This is a genomic window from Micromonospora sp. NPDC023966, from assembly GCF_040639095.1.
GTDB lineage: Bacteria > Actinomycetota > Actinomycetes > Mycobacteriales > Micromonosporaceae > Micromonospora.
Genome location: NZ_JBEZZJ010000002.1, coordinates 223332 through 237619, shown reverse-complemented (window position 1 = coordinate 237619; position 14288 = coordinate 223332). Strand labels below are relative to the sequence as shown.

The 14288-nt window shown below is 72.2% G+C and carries 8 protein-coding genes; 3 read left to right on the top strand and 5 right to left on the bottom strand.

Features of this window, described 5'->3' with window-relative positions; genetic code table 11:
- Window positions 1–29: 29 nt before the first annotated feature.
- From glgB to glgA, 3 genes are read right to left on the bottom strand one after another with little or no spacing between them, the layout of a single operon-like run.
- The gene (gene glgB / locus AB0F68_RS05235; RefSeq protein WP_357333098.1) at window positions 30–2132 is read right to left on the bottom strand and encodes a 1,4-alpha-glucan branching protein GlgB; all 2103 of its coding nucleotides are present in this window, start codon (window positions 2130–2132) and stop codon (window positions 30–32) included.
- Window positions 2120–4222, bottom strand: coding sequence for a maltotransferase domain-containing protein (locus tag AB0F68_RS05230; RefSeq protein ID WP_357333097.1), 2103 nt, complete (start codon window positions 4220–4222; stop codon window positions 2120–2122). The genes glgB and AB0F68_RS05230 overlap by 13 nt, the downstream gene beginning before the upstream one ends.
- Before the next feature lie 38 nt (window positions 4223–4260).
- Entirely contained in the window at window positions 4261–5469 is a 1209-nt protein-coding gene (gene glgA / locus AB0F68_RS05225) for a glycogen synthase (RefSeq protein WP_357333096.1), read from the bottom strand.
- 95 nt (window positions 5470–5564) lie between these two features.
- Between glgA and glgC the strand changes: the two genes are divergently transcribed.
- Both glgC and pgm read left to right on the top strand, forming a co-directional pair.
- The gene (gene glgC / locus AB0F68_RS05220; protein ID WP_357333095.1) at window positions 5565–6797 is read left to right on the top strand and encodes a glucose-1-phosphate adenylyltransferase; all 1233 of its coding nucleotides are present in this window, start codon (window positions 5565–5567) and stop codon (window positions 6795–6797) included.
- 31 nt (window positions 6798–6828) lie between these two features.
- The gene (pgm, locus tag AB0F68_RS05215) at window positions 6829–8472 is read left to right on the top strand and encodes a phosphoglucomutase (alpha-D-glucose-1,6-bisphosphate-dependent) (protein WP_357333094.1); all 1644 of its coding nucleotides are present in this window, start codon (window positions 6829–6831) and stop codon (window positions 8470–8472) included.
- 9 nt (window positions 8473–8481) lie between these two features.
- Here pgm and AB0F68_RS05210 read toward each other — a convergent pair whose 3' ends face one another.
- Both AB0F68_RS05210 and AB0F68_RS05205 read right to left on the bottom strand, forming a co-directional pair.
- Window positions 8482–9405 carry an NAD(+)/NADH kinase gene (locus tag AB0F68_RS05210; protein ID WP_357333093.1) on the bottom strand — a complete coding sequence of 308 codons (924 nt, stop codon included), beginning with the start codon at window positions 9403–9405 and terminating at the stop codon, window positions 8482–8484.
- A gap of 91 nt (window positions 9406–9496) precedes the next feature.
- The gene (locus AB0F68_RS05205; protein WP_357333092.1) at window positions 9497–12607 is read right to left on the bottom strand and encodes a M14 family zinc carboxypeptidase; all 3111 of its coding nucleotides are present in this window, start codon (window positions 12605–12607) and stop codon (window positions 9497–9499) included.
- Window positions 12608–12864: 257 nt separating this feature from the next.
- Here AB0F68_RS05205 and AB0F68_RS05200 point away from each other — a divergent pair, with 257 nt between their 5' ends.
- On the top strand, window positions 12865–14277 hold the full coding sequence (locus tag AB0F68_RS05200; protein WP_357333091.1) for an O-antigen polymerase: 1413 nt from the start codon (window positions 12865–12867) through the stop codon (window positions 14275–14277).
- The last annotated feature ends 11 nt before the right edge of the window (window positions 14278–14288 follow it).

The window sequence follows — 14288 nt, the reverse complement described above, 5'->3', positions numbered from 1 at the left end:
TCGGGCCGGGGCGCGGCGCCGATCCGCGGTCAGGCGGGGCGGAGCCAGAGGACGCCGAGCGGCGGGACGCGCAGCGCCGCGGACGCCGGCATGCCGTGCCACGGCACGCTTTCGGCCCGCACCGCGCCCAGGTTGCCCACGCCGGAACCGCCGTAGTGGTGGGCGTCGGTGTTGAGCAGCTCGGTCCAGGTGCCGCCGGCCGGCAGCCCGACCCGGTAGCCCTCCAGCGGCAGCGCGGAGAAGTTGGCCACACAGACCAGGGTCTGGCCGTCGGGGGCGATCCGGATGAACGACACGGCGTTGTTGGCGACGTCGTCCCCGGCGATCCAGCGGAAGCCGGCGGGGTCGGTGTCCTGCGTCCAGAGCGCCGGGGTCTCCCGGTAGACCCGGTTCAGGTCGCCGACCAGGCGCTGCACGCCGGCTCGCGCCGGGTCGTGCAACAGGTACCAGTCGAGGCCGCGCTCCTCGCTCCACTCGCGGTCGTCGGCGAGCTCGCAGCCCATGAAGAGCAACTGCTTGCCGGGGTGCGCCCACATGTACGCGAGCAGCGCCCGGACGTTGGCCAGCCGCTGCCAGGTGTCGCCCGGCATCTTGCCGACCAGCGAGCCCTTGCCGTGCACCACCTCGTCGTGGCTGATCGGCAGCACGTAGTTCTCGCTCCACGCGTACGCCAGGGAGAAGGTGAGCTGATGGTGGTGGTGCTGCCGGTAGATCGGGTCCTTGGAGGTGTAGAGCAGGGTGTCGTGCATCCAGCCCATGTTCCACTTGAAGCCGAAGCCCAGCCCGCCCTCCGCCGTGGGGCGGGTGACGCCCGGCCAGGCGGTGGACTCCTCGGCGATCATCAGCACCCCGGCGTGGTGCTTGTAGATGGTGGCGTTGACCTCCTGGAGGAAGGCGATGGCCTCCAGGTTCTCCCGGCCGCCGTGCACGTTGGGCGCCCACTGGCCCTCCTGACGGGAGTAGTCCAGGTAGAGCATCGAGGCGACCGCGTCGACCCGCAGCCCGTCGACGTGGAACTCGTCCAGCCAGTAGAGGGCGTTGGCGACCAGGAAGTTGCGCACCTCGCGGCGGCCGAAGTCGAAGACGTAGGTGCCCCAGTCCGGGTGCTCGCCGCGGCGCGGGTCGGGGTGCTCGTAGAGCGGGGTGCCGTCGAAGCGGGCGAGGGCCCACTCGTCCTTGGGGAAGTGCGCCGGCACCCAGTCGAGGATCACCCCGATGCCGGCCTGGTGCAGCCGGTCGACCAGGTGGCGGAACTCGTCGGGGTCGCCGAACCGGGCGGTGGGGGCGTAGTAGCCGGTGACCTGGTAGCCCCAGGAGCCGCCGAACGGGTGCTCCATCACGGGCAGGAACTCGACGTGGGTGAAGCCCAGCTCGGTGACGTACGCGGTGAGCTGCTCGGCCAGCTCCCGGTAGCCGAGGCCGGGGCGCCAGGAGCCGAGGTGCACCTCGTACACGCTCATCGGCTCCTGGTGCGGCTGCCGCCGGGCCCGGCGGGTGAGCCAGTCGGCGTCGCCCCAGGCGTAGCGGGAGTGGTGCACCACGGAGGCGGTGGCCGGCGGCACCTCGGTGCGGGCCGCGAGGGGGTCGGCCTTGTCCCGCCAGTGCCCGTCGGCGCCGAGGATCCGGTACTTGTACCGGCTGCCGACGGTGGCGCCGGGCACGAAGATCTCCCACACCCCGCTCGAACCGAGCGAGCGCATCGGCCAGCCGTCGTCCGGCCCCCAGCCGGTGAAGTCGCCGACCACCCGGACCCCGCGGGCGTTGGGCGCCCAGACGGTGAACGCCACGCCCTCGTCGAAGACCCGGGCGCCGAGCGCCTCCCAGAGCCGCTCGTGCCGTCCCTCGCCGATCAGGTGCAGGTCCAGCTCGCCGAGAGTGGGCGGGTAGCGGTAGGGGTCGTCGTGCGCCGCGCCGTCGACCTCGACCCGGTAGTCGAGCACCTCGCCGGGCAGCACGGCCTCGAAGACGCCCACGTCGTGCACCCGCTTCATGGGGTGCCGCTCGTCGCCGGCGAGCACCGCCACGTCGGCCGCGCCCCGACGCAGGGTCCGGATGGTGGTGCGCCCGTCGGCGGGGTGCGCGCCGAGCACGGCGTGCGGGTCGTGTGCCTGGCCGGCGATCAGCTGCTCCATCGTGCGTCGTCCTTCGCGGCCGGTGCGGTCGGGGCGGTGCCGCCGGAGAGGTCGGCGGGTACGTCTTCGACGGTCAGGTCGGGCGCGGCCGGGGCCGGCGGCGCGGGCTCGGGCTCGGCCGGCGGGGCGGGCCGGCGCACGGTGAGCACGTGCGCCGGTTGCAGGTACGGGTCGAGCCGCACCGCGTTGCGCTGCCCCCAGTCGTAGTCGGCGCCGGAAAGCTCGTCGTGCACCGTGAACCGCTCGTGCCAGTCGAAGCCGAGCGCCGGCATGTCCAGGGTGGTGTTGCCCCACTGGACGGACCGGGAGTCGAACGAGCAGATCACGATCACCGTGTTGCCGGTGTCCGGGTCGTGCTTGGACCAGCAGAGCAGCGCCGGGTTGTCGATGTCGTGGAAGCGCAGGTTGCGCAGCCGGTGCAGGGCGGGGTTGTCGCGGCGGACCCGGTTGAGGGTGGCGATGAACGGGGCGAGCGAGCGGCCCTGCTCCTGCGCGCCGGCCCAGTCCCGGGGGCGTAGCTCGTACTTCTCGTTGTCCAGGTATTCCTCGGCGCCCGGGCGGGCGACGTGCTCGAACAGCTCGTAGCCGGCGTACATGCCCCAGGAGGGAGAGAGCAGCGCGGCCAGCACCGCCCGGATCTTGAACATCGGCGGGCCGCCGTGCTGGAGCGAGGAGTGCAGGATGTCCGGGGTGTTGGGCCAGAAGTTGGGTCGCATGTAGTCGGCCGCCGCGACCAGTTCCGCGCAGTACTCCCGCATCTCGGCCGGGGACGTGCGCCAGGTGAAGTAGGTGTACGACTGGGTGAAGCCGATCTTCCCGAGGCCGTGCATGATCGCCGGGCGGGTGAACGCCTCGGCGAGGAAGAGCACGTCCGGGTCGACCTTCTTGACCTCCCAGATCAGCCAGTGCCAGAAGTCGAACGGCTTGGTGTGCGGGTTGTCGACCCGGAAGATCCGGATCCCCTCGCCGACCCAGTGCAGCACCACCCGCAGGATCTCCGCCCGGATGCCCTCCGGGTCGTTATCGAAGTTCAGCGGGTAGATGTCCTGGTACTTCTTCGGCGGGTTCTCCGCGTACGCGATGCTGCCGTCGGCCCGGGTGGTGAACCACTCCGGGTGCTCGGTCACCCACGGGTGGTCCGGGGCGCACTGCAACGCCAGGTCCATCGCCACCTCCAGGCCCTGTTCGGCGGCGGCGGCGATGAAGTCGCGGAAGTCCTCCGGCATACCCAGGTCGGGGTGGATGGCGTCGTGGCCGCCCTCGGCGGCGCCGATCGCCCACGGCGAGCCGACGTCGTCCGGCCCGGCGGTGAGCGCGTTGTTCGGGCCCTTGCGGTTGACCCGGCCGATCGGGTGGATCGGCGGCAGGTAGAGCACGTCGAAGCCCATGGCGGCGACGCCGGGCAGCCGGTCCAGGGCGGTGACGAAGGTGCCGGACCGGGCGGGCGCGTCGACGGTGGCCGGGATCGCGCCCTCGGAACGGGGGAAGAACTCGTACCAGGCGGAGAAGAGCGCCCGCGGCCGGTCGACCCAGAGAATGTGCTCGTCGCCGGTGGTGACCAGTTCGCGGACCGGGTGGTCCCAGAGCAGCGGGGCCAGGTCGAGCGCCGGGCCGACCCGGCGGGACAGCTCCTCGTCCTCGTCGCGCAGCGCGGCCAGCGCCGCCCGGACCCGCTCCTGGTCAGCCTCGGGCACGAGGTCGAGGGCGGCTTCCAGCACCCGGGCGCCCTCGGCCAGGTCGTTGGCCAGCTCGGACGGGCCCTGGCCGGCGGCGAGCTTCTTGGTGACGGCGTTCTGCCACGTCAGGTACGGGTCCTGGAAGGCCTCCACGGTGAACCGCCAGGTGCCGACGGCGTCCGGGCGGATGGCGGCGTGCCAGCGGTCCTGGCCGGGCTCGCCGGGGCGCATCCGGGTGAACGGGCGGGCGGCGCCGTCCGGGCCGAGCCAGACCACGTTGCAACCGAGCGCGTCGTGGCCCTCGCGGTAGGCGCGGGCCGACACGGGCACGATCTCGCCGACCACCGCCTTGGCCGGGTAGCGACCGCAGGCGACGACGGGGGAGACGTCTTCGATCGGGAACCGTCCAGTCACCGGTTCAACCTACTGCGCGAGATCGCTTCGTGCTCGGGTCAGCCGGCCGCTCCCACCGACCGGTACACCTCCAGCGTCCGCTGGGCGATGGTGTCCCAGGAGAAGTGTTCGACGGCCCGGCGGCGGCCGGCGAGACCGAACTCCTCGGTCCGCTTCGGGTCGGCCAGCAGGTCGTTGACCGTCGCCGCCAGGTCGGCCACGAAGCGCTCCGGATCGAGCGGCCGACCGCTGCCGTCGCCGGCCTGCTCGATCGGGACCAGCAGCCCGGTCTCGCCGTCGGCGACCACCTCCGGGATGCCGCCGGTGGCGGTGGCCACCACGGCGGTCTCGCAGGCCATCGCCTCCAGGTTGACGATGCCCATCGGCTCGTAGACGGACGGGCAGACGAAGACGGTGGCGTGGGTGAGCACCTGGATCACCTCGTGCTTGGGCAGCATCTCGGCGATCCAGACCACGCCCGAGCGGTTGGCCCGCAGCTCGGCGACCAGGCCCTCCACCTCGGCGGCGATCTCCGGCGTGTCCGGGGCGCCGGCCAGCAGCACGAGCTGGGTGTCCGCGGGCAGCTCCCGGGCCGCCCGCAGCAGGTACGGCAGGCCCTTCTGCCGGGTGATCCGGCCGACGTAGACCACGCTGGGGCGGGCCGGGTCGATGCCGAGCCGGTCCACCACGTCGGTGCCGGGGTCCGGGGTGTACTGCGCGGTGTCGATGCCGTTGTAGACCACCCGAACCCGGTCCGGGTTGACCTCCGGGTACGCGGTCAGCACGTCCCGCCGCATCCCCTGGCTCACCGCGATGATCGTGTCGGCGGCCTCGAACGCGGTCCGCTCGCACCAGGAGGAGAGCGCGTAGCCGCCGCCGAGCTGCTCGGCCTTCCACGGGCGCAGCGGCTCCAGGCTGTGCGCGGTCACCACGTGCGGCACCCCGTGCAGCAGCTTCGCAGTGTGCCCGGCCAGGTTGGCGTACCAGGTGTGGCTGTGCACCACGTCGGTGCCGGCGGCACCGGCGGCCATCTCCAGGTCGACGCCCATGGTGCGCAGCGCGGCGTTCGCGCCGGTCAGCGCCGCCGGCTCGACGTACGCGGTGACGCCGGGCTCGTCCCGGGGCGCGCCGAAGCAGTGCACCCGCACGTCGGCGAGGCGGCGCAGCTCGCGCGCGAGGTACTCGACGTGCACCCCGGCGCCGCCGTAGACCTCCGGCGGATACTCGCGGGTGAGCAGGTCGACGCGCAGCCGGGCGGAATCGCTCATGCCCGGCACCCTAGCGCGGAATCCGGCCCGGCACCCGGGGGCAAACTGTGCCCGTACGAGTGGTGAAGTCGGGGCGGGATGGATAGCGTCTGAGCATGGCTGCCAAGGTGCTCGCGATCGTCCTGGCCGGCGGGGAGGGCAAGCGCCTGATGCCCCTCACCACCGACCGGGCGAAGCCGGCCGTCCCCTTCGGCGGGATGTACCGCATGGTCGACTTCGTCCTCTCCAACCTGGCCAACGCCGGCTATCTCAAGATCGTCGTGCTCACCCAGTACAAGTCCCACTCGCTGGACCGCCACATCACCCAGACCTGGCGGATGTCGACGATGCTCGGCAACTACGTCACCCCGGTGCCGGCCCAGCAGCGTCGCGGCCCGTGGTGGTTCGCCGGCTCGGCCGACGCGATCTACCAGAGCTTCAACCTGATCAACGACGAGCAGCCCGACCACGTGATCGTCTTCGGCGCCGACCACATCTACCGGATGGACCCCCGGCAGATGGTGGAGGACCACATCGCCTCCGGCGCCGCGGTGACGGTGGCCGGCATCCGCCAGCCGCTGTCGATGGCCGACCAGTTCGGCGTGATCGAGGTCGGCGCGGACGGCCGGCGGATCCGCGCGTTCCGCGAGAAGCCCACCGACGCGGTCGGGCTGCCCGACGCGCCCGACCAGATCTACGCCTCGATGGGCAACTACGTCTTCAGCACCAAGGCGCTCTGCGAGGCCGTCGAGCGCGACGCCGAGGACAAGACCAGCAAGCACGACATGGGCGGCAGCATCATCCCGGTGCTGGTCGAGCGGGGCGAGGCCAACGTCTACGACTTCAAGGACAACGAGGTGCCGGGCAGCACCGACCGCGACCGCGGCTACTGGCGCGACGTGGGGACGCTCGACTCCTTCTACGACGCCCACATGGACCTCATCAACGTCCACCCGGTCTTCAACCTCTACAACTTCGACTGGCCGATCTACAGCAACCAGCCGCCGTACCCGCCGGCCAAGTTCGTGCACGCCTGGGGCGAGCGGGTCGGCCGCGCGGTCAGTTCGATGGTGTCGCCCGGGTCGGTGATCTCCGGCTCGCTGGTGGAGAACTCGATCGTGGCCCCCCGGGTGAAGGTGCACTCCTGGGCGCACGTGGACGGGGCGGTGCTCATGGAGGGTGTCGAGATCGGCCGGCACGCCGTGGTCCGCCGGGCCATCCTGGACAAGAACGTCTACGTTCCGGAGGGCGCCGAGATCGGCGTCGACCTGGAGAAGGACCGCCAGCGCTACACCGTCTCCGACAACGGCATCGTCGTCATCGGCAAGGGCCAGCGCGTCGAGCCCTGATCCACCCGTACACCGCAAGGAGGTTCCGACCGTGGCCCACCCCCGTGCCGGCCAGCCCGCCGAGCCCGCCGACCTGGTCGACGTGCCCCGGCTGGTCACCGCCTACTACGCCGGGCACCCCGATCCGAGCGACCCGGCGCAGCAGGTCTCCTTCGGCACGTCCGGGCACCGCGGGTCGAGCCTGCGCAACGCCTTCAACGAGGACCACATCCTCGCCGTCACCCAGGCGCTCTGCGACTACCGCCGGGAGCAGGGCCTGGACGGCCCGCTCTTCCTCGCCCGGGACACCCACGCGCTCTCCGCACCGGCTGAGGCCAGCGCGCTGGAGGTGCTCGCCGCCAACGACGTCACCGTGCTGGTGGACAGCCGGGACGGCTACACCCCCACCCCGTCGCTATCGCACGCCATCCTCACCCACAACCGGGGCCGCACCGCCGGGCTCGCCGACGGCATCGTGATCACCCCGTCGCACAACCCGCCGGACGACGGCGGCTTCAAGTACAACCCCACCCACGGCGGGCCCGCCGACAGCGACGTCACGAAGTGGATCCAGGACCGCGCGAACAGCATCCTCGCCGCCGGGCTCAAGGAGGTGAAGCGCATCCCGTACGCGCGGGCGCGCGCCGCCGACACCACCGGGGAGTACGACTTCCTCGCCCGGTATGTCGACGACCTGCCCGCCGCGCTGGACATCGCCGCGATCCGGGACGCCGGGGTGCGCATCGGCGCCGACCCGATGGGCGGGGCCAGCGTGGCGTACTGGGGGGAGATCGCCGAGCGGCACCGCCTCGACCTCACGGTGATCAACCCGACGGTCGACCCGACCTGGCGGTTCATGACCCTCGACTCCGACGGCAAGATCCGGATGGACTGTTCCTCGCCGAACGCGATGGCCTCGCTCATCGCGGCCCGCGACCGGTTCAACGTCTCCACCGGCAACGACGCCGACGCCGACCGGCACGGCATCGTCACACCGGACGGCGGCCTCATGAACCCCAACCACTACCTGGCCGTGGCCATCGGGCACCTGTTCCGCACCCGGGAGCAGTGGGGGCCGGCCGCGGCGGTCGGCAAGACCCTGGTCTCCTCCTCGATGATCGACCGGGTCGCCGCCGACCTGGGCCGGCCGCTGCTGGAGGTGCCGGTCGGCTTCAAGTGGTTCGTGCCCGGCCTGCTCGACGGGGCGGTCGGCTTCGGCGGCGAGGAGAGCGCCGGCGCGTCCTTCCTGCGCCGCGACGGGAGCACCTGGACCACCGACAAGGACGGCATCCTGCTCTGCCTGCTCGCCTCGGAGATCATCGCCACCACCGGGAAGACCCCGAGCGAGCACTGGGCCGAGCTGGCCGAGCGCTTCGGCGCGCCCGCCTACGCCCGGATCGACGCCCCGGCCAGCCGGGAGGAGAAGGCGGTGCTGGCCAAGCTCTCGCCCGAGCAGGTGACCGCGACCGAGCTGGCCGGCGAGCCGATCACCGCGACCCTCACCACGGCGCCGGGCAACGGGGCGTCGATCGGCGGGCTCAAGGTGAGCACCGCGTCGGGCTGGTTCGCCGCCCGGCCGTCGGGCACCGAGGACGTCTACAAGATCTACGCCGAGTCGTTCCAGGGCCCGGAGCACCTCACCCGGATCCAGGAGGAGGCGAAGGCGCTGGTCTCCGACGTGCTCAAGCAGGCCTGACCCGGCCGGTCAGCAGGGTGGTTCCAGCTCCCGCTGGTTGCGCTCGCGCCGCAGCTCCTCGGGGAGCAGCTCGCGGAGCTGGTCGGGCAGGAAGGGCAGGTCGAGCAGGCTCAGCTTGAGCTGGTTGCGCTCCTGGTAGCGCTTCGGGTCGAAGCGCACCACCAGGCCGGCGTTCCGCTGGTAGCGGATCTGCACCGCGCCCTCGGTCGCCGCGTCCTTGATCACCAGCCCGTCCATCTCGACGGCGACCGCCGCCGAATTCGGCCGGAGGTCCAGCCGAATGCTCTCCTCCGGGGCGAGCACCACCGACCGGGAGATGCCCGCCATCGGCGCCGACGGGGTCACCACCACGGCGTCCGCCGCCGGTGAGATGAGCGGTCCGCCCGCCGCGTAGCTGTACGCGGTCGAGCCGGTCGGCGTGCTGACCACCAGGGCGTCGCAGCGGTAGTAGCCGTACCGCTGGCCGTCCACCGCCAGGGTGGCGGTGACGAACCCGGAGCCTGGCTGGCGGACCAGCGCGATGTCGTTGAAGGCGACCACGTCGTCGCCGCACACGTCGCAGGCGAGGCAGGCGTGCGACTCGACGGTGAAGTCCTTCGCCAGCAGCCGGCTCAGCGCGTCGGGCAGGTCCGGCGGCTCGACCTCCACCAGGAAGCCGAGCCGGCCCAGGTGCACGCCGAGCACCGGCTTCGGGTCGTGCACCGCCATGCGCAGCGCGCCCAGCATGGTCCCGTCGCCGCCGATGCTGATCAGCGCGTCGGCGCGGACGGCCAGCTCCTCGGCGGGGACCGGCTCGACGCGGGACGGCACCCGGTGCTCGTCCTCGGCGCGGACCAGCAGCGTCTTGCGGTGGCGCGACGCCCACCGCTCGATGATCCCGACCACCTCGGAGACGTCCCGGGTGGGGTGCAGCACCAGACCCAGTCCCGCCACCCGTACAGCTCATCACATCCGGGCCCGGTCGGCGGGGCGTACGGGCAGGCGCGCCGGCGGCGGGACCACCGCCGGCGCGCCCGTCCCGGACTCAGCGGCGCGGCCGGCCGGTGAGGTGGGTCAGCGACCGGGCGACCAGGTCGTTCCGGGCCGCCGGGGCCAGCCCCTCCAGCCCGAAGCCGAGGTAGACGCTGTCGGCGGTGACCACCGCCGAGCCCTCCTCGAACGCCTGCTCACTGCGGGTCCAGTCGTTGGCCGCGGGCCCCGAGCCGGCCGGCGGCCCGGCCACCGTCCAGCCGCCCAGGTCGGGCGTCTCGAACGAGGTCTCCGAGACCACCGACCCGTTCACCGTCACCCGGGCGTCGTCCAGGAACACGCCGAGGCCCTGGGTGCCCCAGTCCGAGACGTACGAGATGGCGACCTCGACCTTCCTGCCGGCGTAGCCGGAGAGGTCGACGGCGAACTCCTGCCATCCGCCGGACGACCCGGTGGCCGCGTGCCAGCTCCCGGTGGTGCCCGTCGGGGAGCAGTCCGCGCCCTGGTAGTGGGCGAGGAACGGGTGCAGCTCGTCCACCCAGCCCGAGGCGCAGCTCTCCCCGGCGACCGGGCGGGTGTGGCCGTTGGCGTCCGGGAGCGTGGTCCAGTCGTCGCTGCCCACCTCGTGCGCCTCGACGATCATGAAGTCCCAGTTCTCCTCGATGTCGTACGAGGTGGCGAAGCGCAGCTCGGCAGCGGTCGCCGAGGTCAGGTCGACGGTGCGGGTGAGCCGCTTGTACGCCTCGTCGGCCCGGCCGCTGTACACGTACCAGTCCCCGGTGCGCGGGTCGTACGGCGCGGCGCCCGGCCGGGCCCAGTCCACCGCCGCCGAGCTGGCGAACTGCGGGTACCGGTCCGGCGGCAGGAAGCTCGACGTGCTGAGGAACGAGGCGGTGTGGTCCTGGTTGCCCGCCGACCCGGGCGCGTTGAGACTCCCCGCGAAGCCGGTGAACGCCCCGGCCGAACCGCGCACCGGGTACGGCTCGCCGGACGGGTCGGTGCCCCCGTCGCCGAGGTAGTTGTACGCCCCGAGCCAGTACTGCTGGAAGTCGTTGAGCAGTGGCAGGCAGGCGACGTCGTCCGGGTCCAGGCACTCCGGCGGGGCGCCCGGCCGGTAGACGTACCCGCCGTCGGAGCCCTGCGCGAACAGCGCGTACCTGCCGCTGATCAGAACCTTGCCGCCCTCGTTGAGATAGTCCCGGACGGCCAGCTCGGTGGTGAGCGCCGCCTCGGCCGTGGTGCCGGCGACCTGCCCGGGGGAGCGGAGGATGACGTCGTCCCCGGTCTCCCAGACCACCGCCCGGTAGTGCGAGAGCACGCCGAGCGGGTGCGGCGCCTTCCGGCCCATCGCGTCGAAGTCGTACACGTCGGCGCGGTGCCCGGCCTTCTCGACGGACGCGGCGATGCCGGCGGCGTACTTCGCGGTGGTGGCGTCCTGCGCCGGGCTGGGCCCGGTCACGTCCTCCACGGCGAGGATCAGCACGTCACCACCGATGTCCGGGTGCACCCGGTAGGTGAAGTGCGCGCTGGCCACCGGGCCCTGGCGCGGCTTCACCCCGGTGAACCAGACCTCCACCCGGTCGCCGGGTCGGGTGCCGGTGACCGTGCCACGCAACTCGGCGTAGTAGCGGTCGTTGGTGTCGCCGTACCGCTCGCCGCCGCGCCACTCGCGGACCTTGGTGGTCTTCGGCCGGCCGCCGTTGACCGTCCAGTGCATCCGCACGTCCTTCAGGGCGCGCCGGGTGATCGAGGCGACCTGCTGGGTCCGCCCGTACGAGGTGTCGAACGCGTCCACCACGAAGTCGGGGGTGCTCCGGCCGACCACCGAGGCGGGATCGTCCGGGTCGGCCGCGGACTTCGCCACGGCCAGGGCGAACGGCAGGTTCTTCGCCACCTCCGCCGAGATCAGCTTCTCGTCGTCGGGGAAGACGAAGCCGCTGACGCAGTCCTCCGGGCGCCACTGGTCGTCCGGGTCCGACGCGGCGGCCGTCTGGCAGGTGGACATCTCCGGGGTGAAACCGAGCGCGCCGTAGCGGACCTGCGCGTGCGAGTCGGTGTCGCCGTTGGTGGTGTACAGCTCGGCCGAGATGTCCGGGTCGTAGCCGGGCACCGCCGGGTGGGCGTCGTCGCCGGCCATCGCCTCGTAGATCACGTCGTCCGGGGTGGGGGTGCTCACCTGCCAGCCGACGCCGTAGAGCAGCAGCTGGGCGGCGGAGTGGTAGTTGACGAAGAACTCGAAGCCGACCCGGCGGAACAGCCCGTCCAGCGCCCTGGTCTCCGGCTCCGAGTTGGGCGAGGCGCCCCGGTAGGTGTCGCTGGCCGGCTCCGGCGAGGAGCCCTCGTCGTCGTACCCCCACTTGTAGCTGAAGTTGCGGTTGAGGTCGACGCCGTCCGCGCCGGTGATCCGGCCGTCGCCGTCGTTGTCCCGCAGGTTCTTGCGCCACAGCCGGTTGCCCGGGGTGAACGTGTGGTCGTAGCCGTCCGGGTTGGCCACCGGCAGGAACCACAGCTCGGTGGTGTTCAGCAGCCGGGTGATCCCCGGGTCGGCGCCGTACTTGTCCAGCACGTGGTGCAGCAGCCGGCGGGTCATCTCCGGGGTGATCCACTCGCGGGCGTGCTGGGTGCTCGCGTAGAGCACCGCCGGCCGCTTCCCGTCCGGCAGCGTGCGCGCGCCGCGGGTGACCTTCACCGCCAGGATCGGCTGGCCCTGCACCGTACGCCCGATGGTCTCCACCTTCGCCAGCCCGGGATACCGGGCCGCGGTGGCGGTCAGCTCGTCCCGGATGCCGCCCGGCTCGCTGTACGACCGGAACGCCGTCCAGCCGGCCGCGGCCTGCTCACGCAGCGCCTGGGAGGCCGGCCTGCCGCGGACCTTCTTGACGGTCAGCGGCACGCCCTGGCTGGTGAGCCGGGCCGCCGTCCGTCGGGTGAGCACGGTCTCGATCGTGGTGGCCCCGGCCGGATCGGCGGACCGGTGGTCCTCGTCCAGGTCGACCCCGGCCGCCCGCAGCTTCTCCAGTTGCGCCGCGTCGACCGTGCCGACGTAGACCTCCAGCCCGTCGCGGCCGCCCGGGTCGGACGGTGGCCGCGCACTGGCCGGAGCGGTCAGCGTCATCGCGCCGACCAGGGTGAACACGCCGGCGATCGCCAGCCGTGTCGGTCTCATCGCGCCCCCTTCGGTGGAAGGACATCAGGCGCGAGCCTGGCCGCTGTGCGGCATGTATGTCAATGGTTCGATGGCTGCGTCTGATACCCGGCGTGTCGGGGCGGCGACTCCACGTGGCGGTCTTGGTGGATCCGACCGGGTGGCGGCGCGTGACCTGCCGGGTGGCGTGTCGTTGACCGTGTTGTGCCGCGGGGCGGAGCCGCACCCTGCCCGAGTTTCGGCGGACGGGTCCAGACGATGATCGGATTCAGCAAGCGATGATGTTGCTTCTCGTTCCAGTGCTCCTGCTCGCCGCCCTGCACTACGTCGTCGCCGTCCGCACCTACGGGCTGCTCACCCCGGACGGGCTCTTCGTGGTGTCGCAGTTGCTGATGGCCTTCGGGACGGTCCAGCTCATCGACCCGGACTCGCGCACCGAGACGTTCTACGGCCACCTCGTGCTCGGGGCGGTGGCGACGTACCTGCTGGTGAGCATGGTGACGTTCATGTGCCTGCGCACCAGCCGGCGAACCGTGCCCCGGCGGGTGGGTGACCACGCGCCGTACACCTTCCGGCTGGTGCGGCCGACGCCGGCCGTCGTGCTGGTGATCATGGTGTCGATGGTCGCCACCGGGCTGTACTTCGCCGCCGTCGGCTACAGCGCCTTCGTCGTGGGCCTGCGCGGCCTGCTCACCGGTCAGGCGGAGGACGTGACCACGCTCCGGCTGCAGTCGTACGCGGGAGAGGACTACTTCTTCCCGGGCTATGCCAACCAGTTCCGCAACATCCTCCTGCCGTCGCTCGCCGTGCTCCTCGCCGTCTGGTACTTCAACCGGCCCGGCCTGCTGGGGCGGGTCTGCGCCCTGCTCCCACTGGGTCTGGCGGCGCTGGCGCTCATCGGCACCGGCCAGCGCGGCGCGTTCTTCCTCTTCCTGCTGACCCTGGTCGTCTACTCGTTCCTCGCCGTCGGCCGTGCGATGTCCCGGTGGGTCCTGCTGGTGCCGCTGATCGGCGCCCCGGTGGTGCTCGTCGCGACGCAGGTCCTGGGTCGCAGCGAGGACGGCGGTCATCCGCTCCGGGCATCGGCGTCCGAGCTCTACCGGCGTTTCCTGGAGGACAACCAGCTCTCCGGTCTCGCCGCCTTCAACTACACGTCTCAGCTGCCGGTCCGCTACGGCGGCGAATGGCTGCGCTCACTGTTGGGCGTCCTTCCGGGCGACCGGGGAAGCACCCTGGCCAACGAGGTGTTCGCCACGCTCTACGGCTCGCCCGTCGGCACCTCTCCGCCGTCGCTGTGGGGCTCGATCCACTACAACTTCGGCACCCTCGGCGTCCTGGCCGGAGCCGCCGGCCTCGCCATCGTCCTGCAGACGATCACCTTCAACGGGCTGCGCCGGCGCAGCTACAACTCCCTTGAGCTGATGGGGTACGCCGGCATGACGGTCGTGCTGGGAACCTGGGCGGTGGGCGGCCCGGAGACGCTGCTGAACACCGGCCTCGTGGCCTACCTGGCGCTCTGGTACTGGGGCGGCCGGATCAAACGGGCGGACACCGCCCTCCCGGCCCGCGCCCGCGCCGCGGAGTCGTCCTCGACGGGCCCGGCGCCGCAGCGGTACGGGCCGGTCGGCTGGCAACCGGGGCGGACCGTCCCCGTCCGGGAGGGGCGCGATCCGGTGGCGGCGGGTCGATAGGGCGTGCGCGG

Bases quoted from the DNA above. Each gene is read 5' to 3' on its own strand.
- AB0F68_RS05200 (WP_357333091.1), top strand. From the start codon at position 12,865: ATGATGTTGCTTCTCGTTCCAGTGCTCCTGCTCGCCGCCCTGCACTAC.
- AB0F68_RS05205 (WP_357333092.1), bottom strand. From the start codon at position 12,607: ATGAGACCGACACGGCTGGCGATCGCCGGCGTGTTCACCCTGGTCGGC.
- glgC (WP_357333095.1), top strand. From the start codon at position 5,565: ATGGCTGCCAAGGTGCTCGCGATCGTCCTGGCCGGCGGGGAGGGCAAG.
- glgB (WP_357333098.1), bottom strand. From the start codon at position 2,132: ATGGAGCAGCTGATCGCCGGCCAGGCACACGACCCGCACGCCGTGCTC.
- glgA (WP_357333096.1), bottom strand. From the start codon at position 5,469: ATGAGCGATTCCGCCCGGCTGCGCGTCGACCTGCTCACCCGCGAGTAT.